This is a genomic window from Paraniabella ginsengisoli, from assembly GCF_022513635.1.
Classification (GTDB): domain Bacteria; phylum Bacteroidota; class Bacteroidia; order Chitinophagales; family Chitinophagaceae; genus Niabella; species Niabella ginsengisoli.
Map to the genome: position 1 here is coordinate 36,050 of NZ_JAKWBL010000004.1, position 20,215 is coordinate 56,264.

Consider the following 20,215-nt stretch of genomic DNA (forward strand, 5'->3'; position numbering starts at 1 on the left):
AATAATATTCAATACCTACACGATTCGGTTACTGATCTTTTTCACGTTCTTTTTTTACAGAGTTCCTGTAAAAAATTTCTGGAGGCCACTCTAATGAAGCCTTAGCTACCATTAATTCCATGCAGCAACTCCGATCGCTGATGGATAATGCTGTTAGTCTGAATAGCTATTATCCTTTTGTCGGAGCCATTGCAAGTGATGATTATTACATCACCGAAAAAGCCTACACCACCTATACCAGCGCCGAGTCAAAAAGCGCTTACGCGTGGGGGTTGGTGCAGGAATCCGCCGTGCCTAATGCCATTTGGGTGCAGAGTTATAAACGCATCCTTGCGGCTAATACGGTGCTGGATCACTTTGATAATGTTGATGCCGGTGGGTTTACGCTTTCCGAACGCAATGCCATTAAAGGGGAAGCTTTATTTTACAGGGGTTTTAATTTTTTCCAGTTATCACAGGTTTACGCGATGCCCTATCATCAGGACGATGCAGCGGCAGCGTTGGGCATCCCGCTAAAATTAAGTTCAGATATTAATGAGCCGATCAGCCGTGCTACACTCGCAGCCACTTTTGATCAGATCATTGCTGATCTGCAAATGGCGATCTCTTTACTACCTGCATCCGGCACACCCTTAGTGCGCCCCAATAAAATTGCCGCTTATGCAGCCTTGTCCAATGTGTATCTTGTCATGGGACGTTTTACCGATGCCTTACAAAATGCGAACGCTGCATTAGCGCTCAAAAGCAACCTGATGGATTACAATGATTTTTCTTTAACTACCAATAATGTCATCCCACTCTACAATGAAGAAATTATCTGGCAGGCAGAACTAAGTTTAAGTTCCATCCTCAACACTTCCAGGTTAATTATTGATAGTAATTTATACCGGTCTTACCTGCCTGATGATCTCCGCAAACCCATTTTTTTAAACCATCCGCCACGGCTGGTGCTTATACACTAAAATCCAATTATAATAACTATCCCACCAGCGGTATGTTCTTTAATGGATTTGCAACAGATGAATTATTTCTCATCAAAGCAGAATGCCTAACGAGGTTAGAGCGGCCTGATGAAGCCATGCAGGTGTTGAACCAGTTATTGGTGAAAAGATTTGATAAAAGCAGTTTTACGCCCATTGTAGTTCCTGACGGAAAGTCGGCGCTGGATATCATACTGGAAGAAAGAAGAAAAGAGTTATGCCTGAGAGGGATGTGGCGCTGGATCGATACCAGAAGATATAATGCTTACGATGACAAAAAAATAATCCCTCAAAGATTAATCGATGGTCAAATCTACAGTCTGGAACCCGGCAGTTTGCATTATGCCTTTTTAATACCGCAGGCAGTGGTAGATCAGGGCAGCGTGGAGCAAAATAAAAGATGAGGCTGTAGGGTTTCACACAAAGGGAACAACGCCATTACTTCAAAATTAATCTTTGTTACGTTGCCTTCTTTGTCATCGTTGTGTGAAACAAAACCTTTGACAGCCCCATCTTTTTAAGCCTGCTTAGTTTTCGTAAGAAATTTTTCCTGATTCATTGGAAGGTGTTTCAGGATCTGCTTCCAGGTTTTCAAGATCTGTTTCGGTATCACCGGAGATCACGGGTTCATCGGTACTGCCATTCTCGGGTGCATGAAAACCACAGAATTCAGCGCTGCCTGTGCAGGGTGAGCCACCCAATTGATAGTCGGATGGCGTGGTACTGATGGAGCGGCCAGGCTTTAGAACCCAGTATTGATCGATAACTTTTTGGGGTTCCTGTGCTTTGAATGAAAGCAGGGTTATCGACAACATGCAAAAACATGCTGCCACCAATAGAACATACTTTTTCATTTTGTAAAATTTTAATTGATGATAAAAATTGGTTTAAAAGCATTGTTTACCGTCCGGATAGTAAACTGCTTTACCAGCACGCTTTGGTTGTCATAACATGCTGGCGGGTTAAGTCCGGGGTATTATTCCCGTCGATGGAATGAGCGCTACTGTTGCAACAGTTTTAGGAATGTAGCCTAAAGTGTATGAATGAGGGTTAAGAAGTATTGCCGTTACATTCCTCGATCGAATATACGATCCCGCTAAACCGAAATTGTTATCAATTCGTATATATTTTTTACTTGTAGTGTGGCGTTATCGTAAATCTGTTGGAGGAAAGCCAAAGTATTGTTTAAAGGCTTTGGAAAAATTGGATACGCTGGGAAACGCCAAGTCAAAAGCGATTTGAGACACGCTATGCTGGGTATGAGTAATCCGGTGATACGCCTCGTTCATACGGTTGGTAAGCCAGTAATGATAAGGCGATACCTGGAATTCTTTTTTAAAGATCGCTTTAAAAGCAGGCAGGCTCATATAGGCTTCCTGTGCCAGTTTGGCCAGGTTGGGTACTCCGGAAAAATCAGTATCCAACCGGTTACGGATCGAATAGATATGGCTGATCTGCTCCAGCGAAATTTTTCTGGTTTTAGGGTTCAGCTCGTATTTACAGGTCAGTGCATAGCTGAGTAGGGTACGTACATTTAGTTCCAGCAGGTAATCATTGACAGGACTCGTGCGTAGCAGGCTGATGACATTTCTGGCGGCATACAGCATGAAGCCGGTTGCATACAGCGGCGCCTGAAAAATACTGGTGGCGGTACCTGCCGTTATTTTATCCAGGAACGGTACTAGAATATCCGGAAAGTAATCGGTCAATCGCTCCAGATAATCAGGGCAGCAATGAATGTCAAGCGTTGTAGTGAGTTGCCCGGCTTCAAAGCTGGCGCGGCTCTCCATGTAAGGCAAATAAAACAAATTAAACTGGCAGGTCTTTACCGTCTGGTGGTCAAAGGGTAGTGCCTGATAAGAGACAGGCTGATCCATCTGTAAAGAAAACTCAAGTAATGCCTCTTTACTGCGAGCCACAAAACCGCCTCTTTTAAACATTTTGTACCGGCTATGCCAAATGCTAAATTGTTTTTTTTGTACAAACTGAAAATCCATATTGCCCCAGCCCCCACGCAGCTAAAGCCAGTGCAGGCGGGAAGATACAGGCCAGATTTAGTTGGAGCATCTATCCATGTAACAACGTCGCCGTTAAGCGACTTAATATCGAAAGGTGGTAGCAAGTTTTGTTAAATCGTACGAATTGATAAATAATATAGCTGAATTGATAACAGCAAACGCCACGGGCTGATGTAGCTTGCTGTTATATCAATCGTTACTAAAAAGGACAGGACAATTTAATCAATTTTTAAAAAACCGTCTGGGATGATACATCAGCTTTTTACAGAACCGCATCACTTCTTTTATAGCAAACCGTTTGATGGCAGCACATTTTATATCCGCTCCATGCAATTGGAGCAGGATTTGGATTTAATACACCGCTGGGTAAATGCGCCTCATGCACACCGGTTTTGGCAAATGCAGGGAGCTAAAAAAGACCTTCGAACTTATTACCTCAAACAGAAAGAGGAAAATATTACCAGTACTTTTTTTGTTTGCAATGAACAGCAGCCCATTGCCCTTTTTGATGTCTACCAAGTAATATGGACAGCGCTACGCAGCTGTTATGACGCACGCCCAAGTGATTATGGCATCCACCTGCTGATGGCGCCACCCAGGGAATTAATCCCATTAAAAAAGACAGGAGCCCTGTATCTCAAAACATACTCGTGACGATTATTGACATGCTTTTTTCATTTATATCTGTAGAACGCGTGGTAGCTGAACCCGACAGCTGCAACAAAGCAGCGCACCTGCTGGCCCAAAAAGCCGGGTTTGTGTTTCAAAAAGAAGTACAGCTGCCTGATAAAAGGGCAAGGCTCTATATGATTACCAAGGTTGGCTACCAAAAACGGGTGCAGGCTTAAGCCTTATTACTTTCCACTTTAAAATTTTATGTTATGCTCACCGAAGCGCAACGCAGGGGCCTTGCCCTTGCCCGGGGATTTATTGTCCTTATTATGCCAGCCGTACACACGGTTTGGTTATACAGCAATAGTGATGTGAAACAGGGATGGCTGGGGCTTACACTCGGCTTTCTATCCGAAGGCCCAGGTGCACAGCTATTCATGTTTCTAATGGGTTTATTTATCGTGACCGGACGCCGCAAACCAGCCAGGTTCCTGCTCAAACGCGCACTGATATTGTTGTTCACAGGATATATGCTTAACCTGTTCAAGCTGGTGATCCCCTTTTATGCAGGCTGGATACCACCGCAGTTCTTTATAGAAAATGGGTTGATAGTGAGTTCTCATACGCCATTACAGTTACTGCTCGTTGGTGATATTTTACAATTTGCAGCAATTGCTTACCCGTTGTGTGCATGGATCGCCCAACAAAATAAATTCCTGTTGCTGGCTTTTATTGTGATGGCAATTGTTTTATTGATTAGCCCTGTGATATGGGAACTAAAAGCAGATGCTGTGTTGTTGAAAACACCACTACTGCTTTTAAATGGTGCGCCGCCCCTGACATTCTTCCCTTTATTTCCGTGGTTGTTTTATCCCCTGATGGGATTGATAACAGGTGGGTTGGTAAAAAAATATGCAGTAAAGCTTAAAGGTTACCAGTTGCTTATTGCAGGGATTACCATGCTATTGTCAGGTTGGTTGTTGACAAACGTTGAACCGGTAGCCTGGCAACAAACATTTTATAGACTGGGAAGAGGAGGTACCCTAATGCATGGTGGTATCGTCCTGTTATGGCTGGCCCTCTTTTTATGGTTGGCTAAACATTTTAAACAAAACCATTTTTTCTCATTGCTTGACTGGTTGAGCAGGAGCATTACCATTATTTATCTACTTCAATGGGTGGTCGTCTTTTGGATGCTGCCCCTGTTTGGATATAACCGCTTAAGCCTCCTGTCATCGCTGACAGCACTGCTTATAACAAGTGTGGTCTCTTTTGGTACTGCGCGTCTTTTGCAAAAACTGGTTTCAAAAACTAAACCCAATACTCATGCAAACTGATACTGTTTATGACATCGCCGGTATTGGCATCGGCCCTTTTAACCTCGGGCTGGCGGCACTTTGTCAGCCTGTCGAAAGTTTACAAACGATCTTTATAGAGCAAAAGCCGGAGTTTAGCTGGCATGAAGGTATGATGATTGCTGGTACTACCTTACAGGTGTCTTACCTGGCTGACCTCGTAACGCTTGCCGATCCTTCCAGTAAATTTTCTTGCCTGAATTTTCTGCGCCAGCAAAACAGGTTGTTACAATTTGGCATCCATGAATCCAATTATATTACAAGAGCTGAGTATAACCGCTATTGCAAATGGGTGTGCAGTGAAATGGACAACCTGCTTTTTGATACGGGTGTGGATGCTGTTTTTTACAACGACAGCATGGACTGCTTTGAACTGTTTTGTAAATCCGGTACTGGTTCAACTATCATACGTGCCAGATATATTGTTATCGGCACAGGAACTAAGCCCATTGTTCCTGCTATGGGAAGGGAGTTCGTAGGCAGGCAGCTGATTCATTCTGGTGATTATATGTATCACAGAAAAAAATACTTGCTTGCCAAACGGTCTCCATTATTGGCTCCGGCCAAAGCGCCGCAGAGATTGTTTACGATTTATTACAGAGCAGTAATGACGCCATCGAAAAAATAACATGGGTTACCAGATCTGACCGCTTTTATGCTATGGAACAGTCAAGGCTCAATTACGAACTCACTTCACCCGATTTTATCGACTTCTTCTACCAGTTACCAGAGCAGCAAAAGCAGGCTTTATTGTCAAAGCAGCAAACACTTTATAAAGGTATCAATCACCAGTTGATTAACGCCATTTATGATGCCCTATATCATCGATTTACGGAAGGCCATCCGTCTAAACTTACGATGCATACCCACTCATTGCTGGACGGGGTAAGTAAATGAGAGAAGGAACCTGAAGCTGCTGATTTATCACACCCTGCTTAATAAGCGATATACGTTGTCTGCGGATTTTGTAGTACTGGCTACAGGATATGAGTACCGCGTCCCGGCGTTTTTAAATCCATTAAAGCAAATCAATTATAATGACCATCGTCAGTTTAAGGTGAACAGGAATTACTCCATAGATGATCGCAACCGCATTTTTGTGCAGAACGCTGAAATGCATACGCATGGCTTTAATGCCCCCGACTTGGGATTAGGCGCTTACAGAAACGCCGTTATCATCAATACCATATTAGGATATGCTTACTATCCCGTTGATACCAAAATTGCTTTTCAGCAGTTTGGTATTGCCGGGTAGCACTCTAGCTCCCGCCTGCTATCTAAAACACCGCCGTCCTCTTTGATTAAATATCTAAAGCCCTATACTATGATTAAAGATTATGCCACTTGTTTTGTCAAAGCAGTCTCGCTATGTTTTAAGCCCTGGCTCAAGCCCGAAGAAGCGATGATTTACTGCAACCTTCAGCGGGTGCAGTTTCTCAAAAAATGTAACCAGTTCGGTATCTGCAAAAACAGCAACGGTTACTATGCACGTGAAGAATTAAATAAAATGCTGTGTGGAGAGTATGTCTCCTTGTCTCAACGATGGGATGATCTATGGGGAAGCAGCTCCAAAAAGAACTCCAAATGACATTCAAAAAATCCGCGCCAGGTATTCTTTATTTTTTCTGATGATTTTTCTTTTTCGGTCTCTTTCAGGTTTGTTCATTTGCTGTGAACAAACTTCAAATCAACAGTCCAAAAAATATCATCTTTTCTAAAAATTTTTACTTTGATCTTTATTTGTAAATATTTGTTGATTTGTAGGGAGGCTTGTAGTGCAGTACTGTAAAGGGTTTTAAGGGATTACCCGCGACAAAAACCGAACATTGCCGCGACAGATCCTGAATACTTCCGCGACAGAAACCGAACTCTATACGGGACAAATTCCGAAGAGTGCAGCAGCATCCGCGACAAAAACCAAACATGTATTTTATAATGTGGATAACCTTAGCGGTAAAGAAAAATCTGCTGTTGCCAAGACAAAAAAAGGGGCTATAAAAGCCCTTGATCACTAAATGAAAAATATCCGTCTGGAGTAATAATCAGGTGATCCAGTATTTTTATATCCAGCAACCGTCCGGCTTCTACAAGTTGCTTTGTGATGTACTCATCCGCCCGGCTTGGTTTTAAGCTTCCGCTCGGATGATTGTGGCTAAGCAATACTCCCACTGCCCCGGATTTTAAAGCGGCGGTAAAAACCAGCTTGGGATCAACTACAATACCTGCCATACCACCGGTTGATATATTACAGATACATAAAACCCGGCTAGCCTGGTTTAACAGGATGATTTTGAACTGCTCCAGATACTCAATCCGGTATTCATCCCAATGGGCTAATAGCAGCTCATACGCTGATCGGGAGGTTTTGATAAAAGGCATTTGGGTTTTATACGGGTTTTTATAAACCAACTCTACTTCTGCAATAACGCTCAGGTTTTCTTTGTTACATACGCTTTCCATAATTAACTGTTTTAAAGATTTAAGAAAATAATTATGGTGCTCACGCCCGGCTAAAGGCGAGTAAGAGCAAAAAGCAACGCAATAAAAGAAGGCCCGGTGCGAGGCCGTTGTGTTTATGGGGGAATTTTTTGCTAACGCCCGGAGCCGGTAGCCGAACTTTGTACCGCAATAATGGTCTTGGTTAATTTATACTTTTTGCAGCCTGTCTGGTCACTGTTTTATTATTGACCCATCCTATGATGGATTTGAGCACATAGCGTGAGATATTGTTTACTGGGTTAGCAGTACGTGCCGCCATGCGTATATACTCGTTTAAAGAAGTCAATTTTTGAAGAAATGATTGGTATAGCTGTTCATTGGATAGCAAATCGTTTAATGTAGTGGCAGCAGTTTTAGTCTCTTCTTCATTAAAATAAAAATGAGTTCTTAAAAGGTGCAGTATATGATTTAGTCTGCCGTTAACAACGCAAGCAGGCGTGGGAACAATGATTTTAAAGTTGAGCCATTGAACGGATTTGTTCGTTCTTTGCTCAAACCCTTCAGCAGCGCAGTTGAACCAGCAATCAGATTTTCCTTCCAGATCTTTTTGCACCGGTAGCAGTACTCTTCTTTTAAATTCTTTATACGCTGTATAGTCATTAGCAGAAATCCCCAGTAGTTGTTTCAATTCATCAAACGATATTCTAAAACCGCCTTTTTGCTTCCAGCTTGCGATAATCATATAAAGTTTGTAGGTGTATTTGTTTGTGGCCTTCATTGCCACTTCATAAAGGTATCGGGTGAAATATCCCGGACGATCATTACTCGTGCGGTCTATCTCAATCAACTTACGTGCGGCATCTTTAAATAACTCTACGTACATGATGCTATTGCCATTTATCACTTTGGGAAGCTCCACTCTTGGAAATAAAGTGGCGATGCAATAATACTCTTTACTAATAGCCGAAGGAAGCTCTATGCTTGCTTTGCCCAATTCCAATGCCGCTTCATACACTTCCCTGTATTGGCGGGGATGGGCAATATCTTTTAAGCGGATGGGAACTCTTATCAGATTATTCTCTTTAGACAGATAAACAGGCAAAGCCTGCCAGTCTTTACCGTTCATGCTGGCGAGGACGGCCTCTTGCAATTCCTTGATTAAAGTAATCAGTACCCGGCTTTGCATCAGCGTAAATCCTCCTTCGCGACGGTGTAGTTTACCACGACCATAAGTCACCCGGTTTGGCTGGTACAGTTCTGTGCAGCCTGGAAGAATGACAGCATTGGTGCTTTTGCGAGTTGCGTTTTTACCATTCGTGGGTTTCATGATAAACAAACTCAGGCGGGCCTAAAAGTTCCCTGCCGGTATTGATAAATACAACATTTTGCAGTTCATGAAAAAAACGGAGGTTGTAGGTAATGGCTTCGTCAATGATAACGGTTACCCGTTTGCCGGTAAAGGCAAGGGTGATTTCATGATCATTGGTATAGAGGGTGGTTTCATAACCCAATTTTTCTAAAAGGGCTTCAGTGATTGTAAGGCCGATAACATCTCTTATGTCATCCACTTTTTCTTTGTTGCCTAAGTGAACCATCCCGGTTGCATCCAAAGCAATCACTACTCCGTATTTTTCGGGGTCATAAGCCAGGCTGATAAGATTGCCGAGTCGAAGTTCATTAGGTTTCATATTGGTGAATTTTTCATGCGGTTCAATCGTCTCTTGTTAGCCTGTAGCAGCATCAGGTCTGCTGCTTCCATCTGTTCTTCTTCTGTTAAATGCCTTCCTTCAGAAAGCCATTGGTATATCTCCGAGCGGTTAAAATAAAGGGCTTTGCCTTTTTTAGAAAAAGGAATCTCCGACTTATGGGTTTTTTGATAGAGGGTGGATCTTTTCATATTTAGCAAACGGCACACCTGCTCCACATTTAAAATTTCCGGCATATCGACAGGTTTTTCTTTTGTGGTGTTTTTCTCTATCACACTTTGAACAGCTTCCTCAACCAAAAGCCGGAGTTCTTCCTTTTCCAGTTCTATGATAATCCTGCTCATTTTTGTTCGATTTTATTTGTTTTTGTTTGATTTATATCGTATATTTATATTGAAAAAGCTATATAATATCGTTATTTACATAAATTTATGTAAATAACAGTTTAATTCAAAATTTTTTTGAACAATATGAGTTTGGGCGAAAGACTAAAACAGGCGAGGAAATTATTGGGTGATACCCAGGCAGTTGCAGGTAAAAAGAGTGGCGTGCCGCAAAGTGATATTTCTTACATGGAAGTGGGAAAACGAAAAAATATACCGGAAGAATATTTTTTTACCTGCATCAAAATGGTATTGACCTGAATTCGCTTTTTGATGAAACAAAAGAAACGGCAGGTATGCAAAAAAATGATGAGGGAGAAATAAACGCGTTAAAAAAACAATTGCAGGAAAAAGAGGATTTGGTTAGGCTTTTAAAAGATGCAGTGGAACTACGGGATAATAAAATTGATCGAATATTAAAAACCGAAGCAGGTGAAAAAATAGCTCTATAAAATTTTTGTGGGTGAAATTGTGGGTGAAATAAAAAAAGCAGCTACATTTTAATATGTAACTGCTTGATTTTCAGCTCCCCCTGCTGGACTTGAACCAGCGACCCTCTGATTAACAGTCAGATGCTCTAACCAACTGAGCTAAGGAGGAATTTGTTTTTCCCTTGCGGGAGCGCAAAAATAAGGGATTTTATTTTTTATTTTACGCTCTTTCTAAAAAAATTTACCGGTGCGCTTCATATTTTTTGGGTACCAATACCTTGTGCGCGTCTTCCAGCGCTTGTTGGTCAATGGTATCTGTATCATTTTGCAGCACTTCTTTAAGCTGCTCAACGGTTCTAAAGCCAATAACCGCGCTGGCAACCACCGGTTTTCCTAACACATATTGCAACGCAATGGCAATGCGACGAGTTTCTTTCTCACTGTTTTGAGCCAGGTGATCTTGTAACAATGAAACTTCATCCTCGCCATATCCCAAATAATCTTTAGCGGGTTTATTAACCAATAATCCTTGCGCCAAAGCGCCCCTAACCAATATGCTTTTATGGTTCTCTTCCAAATATGTTATCATCTCCTCTTCCGGCCTTCGGTCCAAAAGACTGTACTGCATCATTACACTTTGAATACTTGACAACTCAACATATTTACGAATTACATTGGGACGAATACTTGAGATACCATAATACCTGATTTTACCCTGACGCACCAGCTCTTCGAAGGCCTCAATCGTATCCTCCATCGCATCTTCAATGGTACCGCCATGTAGCTGATATAAATCAATGTAGTCCGTTTGTAATCTTCGAAGACTATCTTCCACTGCTTTAACAATGTAGGCCTTTTTGGGGTTCCAATCCCAGCCGCTTCCATCCCTACGCCATTCATTACCTACTTTAGTCGCTAATAAAATATTATTTCTAACCGGTTTTAGAACGGTTCCTACCAGTTCTTCATTAGCTCCTTTATCATAAAGATCCGCAGTATCAAAAAAATTAATCCCCACGTCAACCGCGCTTTTGATCATGGTGGCAGCATCAGTCAACGAGGCCTTTGACAAAGACATGCAGCCAAATCCAATTTCAGATACTTTCAGCTCCGACAAACCAATAACATTATACTTCATCCTGTAAAGTTATCGATACATTTTTTAGCAGAATGTTGCCGCTCCTGTTTATATTTATTTTGAGAAATGTATAAAAAATATTTACATTTAAGACAGTTTATATACCTACCAAAAAGAATCTGGGCCAATGACAATTGAGGAAGAAATCCAGCAAAGTAAATTTTCAAGTGCTTACGAGAAATTAGCTTTAAACTTATTGTACAGCACACGCTGGCTGGAAGCATATTTAAAGACCCGCTTTAGCGAACATGGTCTTACCATGCAACAATACAATATTCTTCGCATTTTAAGAGGAAGCCGGGCCGGAACCGCTTTCTACGCTTCAAATAAGAGCACGAATGATCGATAAAATGAGTGATACCAGCCGCATAGTAGACAGGTTGATCATCAAAAAATTGGTCACAAAAAAATTAATCGCACTGACCATAGAATGGTGGAAGTCCGTATTACAGAAAAGGGGCTGCAATTATTAACTAAGCTTGATGATATTGATCAGGAAATGAGTACCTTTTTAAGCAATATAACAGAACAGGAAGCCACAATAATTAGTAATCTTTTGGATAAAATGCACACCAAAACTTAGCCCCATTAAGCCAACTTGGCTATTTTTGTGCCTATGCGAAATTTAAAGCCCCTGTTACTTGTCTTTATTTATTTAAGTATTGCAAATGCTGTTAGTGCTCAACCTCAGTATGAGTTTCGTGGTGTTTGGATCGCCACAGTAATGAATATCGACTGGCCACCACAAAAAGCAAGTGTGGAAGCACAAAAAGCAGAATTTATCAGACAACTTGATTTGCACCAGCGCAATGGAATGAACGCAGTTATTGTTCAAATTCGTCCAAGCGGGGATGCATTTTACCCGTCGCCTTATGAACCCTGGAGCCAATGGTTAACCGGCAAACAAGGCCAGGCACCGAATCCATTTTACGATCCGCTGGCTTTTATGATTACCGAAGCACACAAAAGAGGCATGGAGTTTCATGCATGGTTAAACCCATATCGCGCAGAATTTTCTGTAGGCAGATCATCAATCTCGTCCGATCATATCATGCGTAAACACCCCGACTGGTTTTTAACTTACGGAACCACTAAATATTTTAATCCAGCCAATATACAAGTGCAACAGTTTGTTATTGATGTTATCAAAGATATTGTAAGGCGTTATGATGTAGACGCCGTTCACATGGATGATTATTTTTATCCTTATCCTATCCCAGGCAAAACCTTCCCAGACGATTATGCGTATCAACGTTCAGGTACTTCATTAAGCAAAAATGACTGGCGACGCAGCAACGTAGATTCCATCATCAGAAACATTAATATCGCTATAAAAGAAATCAAACCTTACGTAAAATTTGGCATCAGCCCGTTTTGTGTTTGGCGCAATTTAAAAGACGACACACAAGGAAGCGATACCAAAGCCGGCCTCACCAATTATGATCAACTTTATGCTGATGTTTTGTTGTGGCTACGTAAAGGCTGGATCGATTACGTAACGCCACAGTTATATCGGGAGATCAACGATCATCTTGTTCCTTACGAAAAAATGGTAAGCTGGTGGGCTGCGCACAGCTTTGGCCGCCATGTTTACATTGGCCATGGTATTTACAGAGCATTAGAAAACAGCGCCAATTGGAAAAAGCCAAGCCAGCTTCCCGACCAGATAAAAATTGCAAGGTTTACACCCGGTATTGAAGGCAGTGTGTATTACAGCAGTAAAGTTTTTAAAAGCAACCCCAATGGCTGGAACGATTCACTAAGAAACAATTATTATCGTGTGCCAGCAAAAGTTCCGGTAATGCCCTGGTTACCCAAGCGGCCCAATTGGAATTAATTTTTTGATACCAGCTTCAGAATATATGGCATCGATCTTGCCACGCTCGGTTTATCGTCCCGATTATATTTAAACTTCATTTCCGTCTTCCTTCTCCTTTAGGAGAAGGTGGCTGAAGGCCGGATGAGGCACAGAATCGTAGCAGTTTATCCGGAGGTTGTCGAAGGATCGCAATCACTTTATCATTAGAATATGTGGCGGCAAGATTGCATTACCAGTTTTGCGAAGAACCTGCTGATGCCATAAGCACAACTGTTGAAGAGTGCGACGACCGCCTGTACCGGAACGGGCGGGCAATTTTGACGATGTATATTTACAGATGAACGAATAAAAATTCTCATCTATAAATCCTGTACATTTATATAAAATCTATTCCTATTTTTTATGAGAAACCTCGCTTACCCGCTACAATTCACCTTCAAAATAACAACGATTGCTAACGATTTTAAAGCAACCGATGCGCATGGAAATACGATCGCTTATGTGCGTGAAAAAATATTCAGGCTAAAAGATAATGTGGATGTGTATTCGGATGAAACCAAATCACAAAGGCTGTTTAATATATCTGCCAATCAGTGGATCGACTGGAGCACCAGTTATAAAATGACAACGGATGACGGTCAAAGTTTAGGCCGCATTGGACGCAAAGGCTGGCGCAGCATCTGGAAGGCTACTTACGAAATATTTGACGAAAACGATCTGAAAGAGTTTCATGTGAATGAAGACAATGGCTGGATAAAAGTAGGCGATGCTGTTTTAAGCGAGATCCCTATTCTTGGAATACTGACCGGCTACGTTTTCAATCCTTCTTATACTGTTTATGATAATCATGGTACCAAAGTGGCCCAGATCAAAAAACAAAAATCATTTTGGGGCCGACGTTTTACGGTTGATCAATTCACCAACATGAACCCCGCTCAGGAAGAGCGCGTAGCGCTTGGGTTGATGATGATGATTTTGCTTGAAAGAAGAAGAGGGTAAGTGAAAGTTGCGGGTTTCAAGTTGCTGGTTACAGGTTTGCGCATGCGACGTAAATCGTACATCGTAATTCATACTCATTATATTATCCCATCAATTCTTTCATCAGCTTATCAAAGTCCGCTTTCAGTGTTGCTAATTCCTGCTCCACAGCGGTTAAACGTTCTTCCAAATTGTTATTGGTTTGCGCAGCAGATGAAGCCGCTACATTTTCGGTAGCATAAGTTTCCAGCATATTTTCATCTCCAAATAAATGAATGTAACGCGCCTCTTTCTGTCCGGGTTGACGCTCAAGTTGCCTAACGAAGGGGGTTTCAGCAGTTGCCAGTTTTTCAAGAACAGTAAGCACTTCAGCCAGATCATCAAATTCATATAACCTGCCAGCGCTGCTGTTAATTTCCCCTGGTGTAAGTGGCCCTCGCAAAAACAACAAACAAATCACAGCCAGTTCATCGGGTGTCAACTGATAGTTAAGCGCGATATTATGTTTATACTTTACCACCCTGCTGCTACCGCCAGTTACAGTTGCAGCCAGGCCACGGCGCTTCAACTTGTCCAGACAAAGCGTTACAGTTTGCTCGTCATAATTCACAACCGGGTTACGAGAAGTTTTTTGATTACATGCCGCAGTCAACCCGTTTAATGTCATTGGGTAATACTCAGGCGTTGCTTTTGATTTTTCCATGAGCGATCCAAGCACCCGAATTTCTTCACTATCTAAAATCGGTAATGGTTTCTTATCAATTGATTCTTCTGTATTCATATAATCGTAAAAATAAAATATTAATCATACACTTCAGGATTTACAATCGTTGGCAATCGTTCGCCTTTAAATGCAGCAATCACATTCTTTGCTGCAAGCATCGCCATTCCATCGCGCGCTTCCAGCGTAGCAGATCCAATATGAGGCAAAACACAAACATTCGGCATAAAAAGAAGCGGATTGTTTTTATCCATAGGTTCTGGATTGGTTACGTCAAGGCCTGCTCCCCAAATAATGCCTGCATGTAAAGCCTCCTTCAAATCCACTTCATTGTGTAAGCCGCCGCGACCGGTATTAATAAAAATGGCATTGCGTTTCATTTTAGAAAATGCATCTTTATTGAATATTCCTTTTGTCTCTTCTGTGAAATTGGCGTGCAATGTTAGCACGTCGCTCTGTTGTAATAATTCTTCAAAACTTACATATTTCGCGTCCAGCGCGGCTTCTGCGTGGCCGTTGGGCTTTCTGTTGTGATAAATAATTTTCATGTCAAATGCAGCTTTACACTTTTTTGCCATTTCAAATCCAATATTTCCTAAACCAAATACGCCCAGGGTTTTCCCATACAGTTCCTGCCCCAAATTAGCAACAGGTTCAAAGCCATCCCATTTACCATCGAGTATTTTTTTATAATTGAAAAAAGCCTTTCTACTTACAGCAAGCATCAGCAAAAATGCGACATCAGCAGTAGCACGGCTCAATACATCTGGTGTATTTCCAACGGGTATTTTTAATCGTGTCGCGGCATCAATGTCAACGCTGTCATATCCAACTGAAAAAAGCGACACCACTTTTAGATGTTTACATTTCTGTAAAAAATGGGCGTCAATTTTATTGAACCCCGCGCTGATCAAGGCATCGTATTGCTGACATTTTTCTATTAGCTTGTCCTGCGGCAAAGGCTCTGTTTCATTATGGATCGCTACCAAATATCCGGCGTCTTCCATTAATTTAATACCTACATCAGGTATTGGTTTTGTTATAAATACATTCATTTTTTTGATTTTGAACCATTTAAAAATAAGGATTTAGTTTCTTCTCACAGAAAGCACTGAAGAACACAGAAAAGGAGGAATCTCTCTTATCTCTGTGCGAATCTCTTTCACTCTGTGGTTAACTTCTCGCTATTTCAGATAGCATTGAACAGCCCTGGTATTCAGTGAGAAATTCACTCACTCATTCAAATTTTCCTATTTTTGCAATCCACAAAATAAAAGAATACTGATAATGTAATACCTCATTTCTTTCTGACTTTAATATTCGCATACGTGTTAACGTTAACGCGTCATGCATTTTTTAATTCTAAAAGAAAGAAATGATGCTTATTCTTCAAAACATTTCCTATATACATCCCGACAAGGAATTTCTTTTCAGCGACTTACATTTCACCATAAATAAATCCGATAAGATAGCATTGATCGGAAATAACGGCACAGGCAAGTCAACACTTTTAAAAATTATCGCGGGCGAATTGGAGCCTTTGGCTGGGCAAATCATTACAAATGCCAAACCTTATTATGTTCCACAGGTTTTTGGCCAGTTCAATCATCTGTCAATTGCGCAGGCATTACAGGTGGAAGAGAAACTGCGTTACAATGTATTTTAAACGGCGATGTAAGCGAAAAAAACATAGAACTATTAAATGATGACTGGACCATTGAAGAACGGTGCCAGGATGCATTGGCATATTGGCAATTATCAAGTTTAGATCTGAATCAGAAAATGGAAACACTAAGTGGCGGACAGAAAATGAAAGTGTTCCTGGCAGGCATACTAATTCATAAACCTGAGCTTATTCTGCTTGATGAGCCCGGCAATCATCTGGATACAGACGCGCGACAACAATTGTATAAGTTTATATCGGAAACAAATTCCACTTTGCTTATTGTAAGCCATGATAGAAAATTGCTGAATTTTTTAAATACTATTGCGGAGCTAAGCAGCAAAGGCATTACGTTGTATGGCGGAAATTATGATTTTTATGCGCAACAAAAACAGATTGAAAACAATGCGCTGGAGGAAAGTGTTCAGAGTAAAGAGAAGGCATTGAGAAAGGCTAAAGAAAAAGAACGCGAAACCATGGAACGTCAGCAGCGTATGGATGCTCGTGGAAAAGGCAAGCAGGAGAAAGCAGGTGTGGCGCGGATTATGATGAACACATTGCGAAACCAGGCGGAGCACAGTTCTTCCAAATTAAAGTCGGCTCATGCTGAAAAAATAACCCATCTTTCGGATGAATTGCAATATCTGCGCGCAGCTGTACCTGATATTGCTAATATGAAATTAGGTTTTGAAGATGCTAATTTACATAAAGGCAAAATATTATTTTCGGCTACTGATATTAATTTCACATACGACAAGCAACCCCTTTGGAAAAAACCTTTGAGTTTCGAAATCATAAGCGGCGAACGGATTGCATTAAAAGGATCAAACGGCTCGGGAAAAACCTCTCTTATAAAAATTATTCTCGGAAAACTTACTCCTCAAACAGGATCCGTTTACAAGGCTAATAAACAGGCAATATATATCGACCAGGAATATTCGTTATTAGATGACAAGTTAACCGTTTACGAGCAAGCGCAACAATATAATACAGGAGCTTTGCAGGAACATGAAATTAAAATCAGGTTGACCTGGTTTTTATTTGATAAGGAACACTGGAACAAACCTTGCAAAGCCTTAAGTGGCGGGGAAAGAATGCGCCTTCTTCTTTGCTGTCTTACCATAAGTAACACGCCACCAGATATCATTGTGTTGGATGAACCGACCAATAATCTGGATATTATAAACACTGAAATATTAACAACTGCAGTAAATCAATATAAGGGCACATTAATAGTTGTATCTCATGATGCATATTTTTTGGAAGAGATAGGTATTAACAGAAGCATAGAGCTACTAAAGTTGTCTTAATGCATTAGCCGGTTACAGCTGAGTAAAAACAAAAACGCAAGAAAGCGTATCTCTCCTGCGCTTTGTTTAGTCAGTTCAATTATATCAATGATAGAAACCATTAAAACTTCCAGGCAATGCTGGCGAGGAAGTTACCCGGTTTTTGGGGACGCGCATAAAACCCATCGCTTACCCAATATTCACTACTCGTTAAATTATTTGCTTTCACGCTGATTCGATATTGTCCTGCACTGTAAAATAAAGTTGCATCAACTGTTGTGTAAGCAGGCAACGTAAAAGTATTAATCGTATTCAGATAAGTTTCTGACACATATAAAAATCCGCCGCCGATACCAAGTCCTTTAAGTGAACCCTTTAACAAACTATAACTCATCCAAAGGTTAGCAGTTTCTTTTGGTGCGCCTACATTACGTTTACCAATCAGGTTAGCCGCTGCTTTGACATACTTATTATCATTGTAGCTATAGCCAGAAACAAAGTTGAAACCCGGAAAAGGATTGCCCGTCAATTCTGCTTCAATGCCTTTGCTGCGCTGCGTTCCGTCCTGCACAGTAAATGTTTGATTGTTGATTATTTCAGGACGAAGTGTGTTGCTGATTAACATATCATAATAACTAACAGAACCGCTTAGTTTGTTTTTAAGCACATCAAGCTTTACACCAGCTTCCCATTGGTTAGCTTGTTGAGGCTTGAAGGAAGAAACAGTACCATCGGGTTGTGTAGCGTTAGCAACATTTTTAAACCCATTCATATAATTACCAAATAATGCTACTTTGTTTTTAATGGGCTGAAAAACGATACCAAATTTGGGAGAAAGCGCGGTTTGATTATAATCTCCGGTAGTTTTTTGTGTAAGGTTGTTTAGTGTGCCCTCGTTAATAAAACGATCTACTCGCAAACTAGCCATTAACAACAGATAATCTGTAACGTTAAGAACATCGGAAATATAGGCTCCGTAAACTTTTTGTCTGCTTAAACTAAGCGGAGAAGACGTAGCGCCCAACTTTAATTCCAACTGCTCTATTCTTACATCTTTTGCAACGCCAAGTGTATTTACTGTATCCATGTTTACGCCGGTGTATTTAAGATTTCTGTATTGATCCATAAAATCAAGTCCGATGAGCAATCTGTTGCGAAGGTTTCCGATTTTAAAATCTCCAGTAAAGTTTTGCTGAAATTGATTGCGGCCCAGCTTGTCTGGAGCAAACGCACCCACCATACGAGCTACAGTTGTATCTGTAAGAAAAGTGTTGGTGAACATATAAAAGTTATTGTACGCACCTGTAGCCCACGTGTAATTTGTTGTTGAAGTCCATTGATCAGAAATTTTATATTCGGCTTGCGCAAATACGTTGGCTGATGTTTGATGCCCTGCAAAAGAATTGTCAATTAAAGATCGCTTGTAACCTAACTGGAGTTTCTCATATGATGTCACATTAATAGCACTTCCCACCTGCCAGGCGGTATGTGCCGTTCCTTGTGTTTGATGAATATCCGCGTCCAGCCTAAGTGTCAGGCGTTCATTCGCCTGCAACGAAAAGCTTGGTGCAATTACAAATGTTGATGCCTGTCCCTGATCCTGAAAGGAATTTTCTTGTTGCGCAGCCATGTTGATGCGAAAAAGTGCTTTATGGTCTGCATTGAGTGGCGCATTAAAATCCGCCGTAAGCCTGTTCAAATCAAAACTTCCATGTGTGTAAGATACTTCTCCACCAAGCTGATCGTAAGGCTTTTTGGTAATATAGTTAACCAGTCCGCCAAAAGAAGTCATGACTCCGCCAAAAAGTGTAGAAGACGGACCTTTAATTGTTTCAACTCTTTCTACCGTGCTAAGATCGATGGAAGAACGGAAATAGGTAGCCATGCCGTTTCGCATATTGTCGCTTGTGGTAAATCCGCGCGAGAAAAATGCCGGAATGCCAGCACCCGTTTTTGCAGGCGCTGCTCCGGGCACGTTACGAAAAGCTTCATCAAGATGGATGGCCATTTGTTCTTTTATCAGTTCCTTATCCACCACATTATATATTTGAGGGTTTTCCAGGTTTGTAAGCGGCATTCGCGCTACTGAATTACTTTGTTTTTTTGCAGTAATAGAATATTTAGTACCTACAATTAATACTTCGTTCAACAATAGTGAAGAAATATTTAGCCTTACTGGTACCGAAGTGGTTTCTCCTTCTTTTACTTCAATCTGTAGTTTTTGAGTTTCCTGACCGATAAAACTTATTTCCAATGTGTATGTTCCTGCGGCAACATTTTTAAATTCAAAATTGCCAGACTTGTCAACAGTGTTTTTGCCAACTCGTTCTAATAATACAGTTGCTCCTGTTGCAGGCTGGTCATCGCTGGAAACGACGGTTCCTATAATGTTTCCGGTTCGTTCATTGGTTTGGGCATTAATATTTAAAGCCATAAATACTACGCAAAAAAATAGTCCACAAATTCTCATTTTAAAATATTTCGCGCGAAAGTATTCTCAAAAAGAGTGAAGTCGTTTACGTATTCCGGAATATTGTTTACACATTCGGGAATATTTTAAAAGCCAGAGAATAGTAATGAGGAATTAGGTTTACGGATTATTGAGTTATATGAAAATGTTCATTCGAGATCACCTTGTATTTAATTATTGGTCAGACCATGTCTTTCATCCAAGACTTCCGAG

The 20,215-nt window shown here is 41.0% G+C and carries 24 protein-coding genes, 1 tRNA gene and 1 pseudogene; 15 read left to right on the forward strand and 11 right to left on the reverse strand.

Annotation, left to right across the window (positions count from 1 at the left end):
• Window positions 1-119: 119 nt before the first annotated feature.
• Window positions 120-962, forward strand: a complete 843-nt coding sequence (locus tag MKP09_RS17140) for a RagB/SusD family nutrient uptake outer membrane protein (protein ID WP_240831551.1) — start codon at window positions 120-122, stop codon at window positions 960-962.
• Between the two features lie 32 nt (window positions 963-994).
• Complete coding sequence (locus MKP09_RS17145; RefSeq protein WP_240831552.1) at window positions 995-1,384, forward strand: RagB/SusD family nutrient uptake outer membrane protein; 390 nt, start codon at window positions 995-997, stop codon at window positions 1,382-1,384.
• Between the two features lie 123 nt (window positions 1,385-1,507).
• Here MKP09_RS17145 and MKP09_RS17150 read toward each other — a convergent pair whose 3' ends face one another.
• Window positions 1,508-1,834, reverse strand: a complete 327-nt coding sequence (locus MKP09_RS17150; RefSeq protein ID WP_240831553.1) for a hypothetical protein — start codon at window positions 1,832-1,834, stop codon at window positions 1,508-1,510.
• A 294-nt stretch (window positions 1,835-2,128) separates the two neighbouring features.
• A complete protein-coding gene (locus MKP09_RS17155; protein ID WP_240831554.1) occupies window positions 2,129-2,920 on the reverse strand; it encodes a helix-turn-helix domain-containing protein in 792 nt (263 codons plus the stop codon).
• Between the two features lie 324 nt (window positions 2,921-3,244).
• Here MKP09_RS17155 and MKP09_RS26530 point away from each other — a divergent pair, with 324 nt between their 5' ends.
• From MKP09_RS26530 to MKP09_RS17175, 5 genes and pseudogenes are all read left to right on the forward strand, one after another.
• Window positions 3,245-3,652, forward strand: coding sequence for an acetyltransferase (locus MKP09_RS26530; protein ID WP_262915492.1), 408 nt, complete (start codon window positions 3,245-3,247; stop codon window positions 3,650-3,652).
• Window positions 3,649-3,846: a GNAT family N-acetyltransferase gene (locus tag MKP09_RS26535; protein WP_317235396.1), complete on the forward strand. Its 198-nt coding sequence runs from the start codon at window positions 3,649-3,651 to the stop codon at window positions 3,844-3,846. The genes MKP09_RS26530 and MKP09_RS26535 overlap by 4 nt, the downstream gene beginning before the upstream one ends.
• A 33-nt stretch (window positions 3,847-3,879) precedes the next feature.
• Complete coding sequence (locus MKP09_RS17165) at window positions 3,880-4,947, forward strand: heparan-alpha-glucosaminide N-acetyltransferase domain-containing protein (RefSeq protein ID WP_240831555.1); 1,068 nt, start codon at window positions 3,880-3,882, stop codon at window positions 4,945-4,947.
• Window positions 4,937-5,862 (forward strand): annotated as a pseudogene (locus MKP09_RS17170) (lysine N(6)-hydroxylase/L-ornithine N(5)-oxygenase family protein). Before MKP09_RS17165 ends, MKP09_RS17170 begins: the two are co-directional and overlap by 11 nt.
• A gap of 55 nt (window positions 5,863-5,917) precedes the next feature.
• Window positions 5,918-6,220: a hypothetical protein gene (locus tag MKP09_RS17175; protein WP_240831556.1), complete on the forward strand. Its 303-nt coding sequence runs from the start codon at window positions 5,918-5,920 to the stop codon at window positions 6,218-6,220.
• Window positions 6,221-6,957: 737 nt separating this feature from the next.
• Here the strand turns inward: MKP09_RS17175 and MKP09_RS17180 are convergent.
• The 4 genes from MKP09_RS17180 to MKP09_RS17195 form a co-directional block, all read right to left on the reverse strand.
• Window positions 6,958-7,425 carry a JAB domain-containing protein gene (locus MKP09_RS17180; protein WP_240831557.1) on the reverse strand — a complete coding sequence of 156 codons (468 nt, stop codon included), beginning with the start codon at window positions 7,423-7,425 and terminating at the stop codon, window positions 6,958-6,960.
• 181 nt (window positions 7,426-7,606) lie between these two features.
• Window positions 7,607-8,731, reverse strand: coding sequence for a replication initiation protein (locus MKP09_RS17185; protein ID WP_240831558.1), 1,125 nt, complete (start codon window positions 8,729-8,731; stop codon window positions 7,607-7,609).
• Window positions 8,712-9,092 carry a hypothetical protein gene (locus MKP09_RS17190; RefSeq protein WP_240831559.1) on the reverse strand — a complete coding sequence of 127 codons (381 nt, stop codon included), beginning with the start codon at window positions 9,090-9,092 and terminating at the stop codon, window positions 8,712-8,714. The genes MKP09_RS17185 and MKP09_RS17190 overlap by 20 nt, the downstream gene beginning before the upstream one ends.
• The gene (locus tag MKP09_RS17195; RefSeq protein ID WP_240831560.1) at window positions 9,089-9,454 is read right to left on the reverse strand and encodes a helix-turn-helix domain-containing protein; all 366 of its coding nucleotides are present in this window, start codon (window positions 9,452-9,454) and stop codon (window positions 9,089-9,091) included. Before MKP09_RS17195 ends, MKP09_RS17190 begins: the two co-directional genes overlap by 4 nt.
• Before the next feature lie 126 nt (window positions 9,455-9,580).
• Here MKP09_RS17195 and MKP09_RS17200 point away from each other — a divergent pair, with 126 nt between their 5' ends.
• Entirely contained in the window at window positions 9,581-9,754 is a 174-nt protein-coding gene (locus tag MKP09_RS17200) for a helix-turn-helix domain-containing protein (RefSeq protein WP_240831561.1), read from the forward strand.
• Window positions 9,755-9,789: 35 nt separating this feature from the next.
• Window positions 9,790-9,945 (forward strand): hypothetical protein, encoded by a 156-nt coding sequence (locus MKP09_RS17205; protein WP_240831562.1) that lies wholly within the window; start codon window positions 9,790-9,792, stop codon window positions 9,943-9,945.
• Window positions 9,946-10,019: 74 nt separating this feature from the next.
• Here MKP09_RS17205 and MKP09_RS17210 read toward each other — a convergent pair.
• Window positions 10,020-10,093, reverse strand: a tRNA-Asn gene (locus MKP09_RS17210).
• Between the two features lie 72 nt (window positions 10,094-10,165).
• The gene (locus MKP09_RS17215; RefSeq protein WP_240831563.1) at window positions 10,166-11,062 is read right to left on the reverse strand and encodes an aldo/keto reductase; all 897 of its coding nucleotides are present in this window, start codon (window positions 11,060-11,062) and stop codon (window positions 10,166-10,168) included.
• Window positions 11,063-11,189: 127 nt separating this feature from the next.
• On the opposite strand from MKP09_RS17215, the gene MKP09_RS17220 reads away from it, so the two are divergent.
• The 4 genes from MKP09_RS17220 (at window position 11,190) to MKP09_RS17235 (ending at window position 13,880) form a co-directional block, all read left to right on the forward strand.
• Window positions 11,190-11,411, forward strand: coding sequence for a hypothetical protein (locus MKP09_RS17220; protein ID WP_240831564.1), 222 nt, complete (start codon window positions 11,190-11,192; stop codon window positions 11,409-11,411).
• A gap of 81 nt (window positions 11,412-11,492) precedes the next feature.
• Window positions 11,493-11,645: a hypothetical protein gene (locus tag MKP09_RS17225; protein WP_240831565.1), complete on the forward strand. Its 153-nt coding sequence runs from the start codon at window positions 11,493-11,495 to the stop codon at window positions 11,643-11,645.
• 33 nt (window positions 11,646-11,678) lie between these two features.
• Window positions 11,679-12,899 (forward strand): glycoside hydrolase family 10-like protein, encoded by a 1,221-nt coding sequence (locus MKP09_RS17230; RefSeq protein WP_240831566.1) that lies wholly within the window; start codon window positions 11,679-11,681, stop codon window positions 12,897-12,899.
• Window positions 12,900-13,283: 384 nt separating this feature from the next.
• The gene (locus MKP09_RS17235) at window positions 13,284-13,880 is read left to right on the forward strand and encodes an LURP-one-related family protein (protein WP_240831567.1); all 597 of its coding nucleotides are present in this window, start codon (window positions 13,284-13,286) and stop codon (window positions 13,878-13,880) included.
• 82 nt (window positions 13,881-13,962) lie between these two features.
• Here MKP09_RS17235 and MKP09_RS17240 read toward each other — a convergent pair whose 3' ends face one another.
• Together MKP09_RS17240 and MKP09_RS17245 are read right to left on the reverse strand one after the other, a co-directional pair.
• Window positions 13,963-14,640, reverse strand: coding sequence for a YceH family protein (locus MKP09_RS17240; RefSeq protein WP_240831568.1), 678 nt, complete (start codon window positions 14,638-14,640; stop codon window positions 13,963-13,965).
• A gap of 20 nt (window positions 14,641-14,660) precedes the next feature.
• Window positions 14,661-15,635: a 2-hydroxyacid dehydrogenase gene (locus tag MKP09_RS17245; protein ID WP_240831569.1), complete on the reverse strand. Its 975-nt coding sequence runs from the start codon at window positions 15,633-15,635 to the stop codon at window positions 14,661-14,663.
• 320 nt (window positions 15,636-15,955) lie between these two features.
• Between MKP09_RS17245 and MKP09_RS17250 the strand changes: the two genes are divergently transcribed.
• Together MKP09_RS17250 and MKP09_RS26540 are read left to right on the forward strand one after the other, a co-directional pair.
• A complete protein-coding gene (locus tag MKP09_RS17250) occupies window positions 15,956-16,246 on the forward strand; it encodes an ATP-binding cassette domain-containing protein (RefSeq protein ID WP_262915493.1) in 291 nt (96 codons plus the stop codon).
• 74 nt (window positions 16,247-16,320) lie between these two features.
• On the forward strand, window positions 16,321-17,553 hold the full coding sequence (locus MKP09_RS26540; RefSeq protein WP_262915494.1) for an ATP-binding cassette domain-containing protein: 1,233 nt from the start codon (window positions 16,321-16,323) through the stop codon (window positions 17,551-17,553).
• 100 nt (window positions 17,554-17,653) lie between these two features.
• Here MKP09_RS26540 and MKP09_RS17260 read toward each other — a convergent pair whose 3' ends face one another.
• The gene (locus MKP09_RS17260; protein WP_240831570.1) at window positions 17,654-19,966 is read right to left on the reverse strand and encodes a TonB-dependent receptor; all 2,313 of its coding nucleotides are present in this window, start codon (window positions 19,964-19,966) and stop codon (window positions 17,654-17,656) included.
• Window positions 19,967-20,215 lie beyond the last annotated feature (249 nt).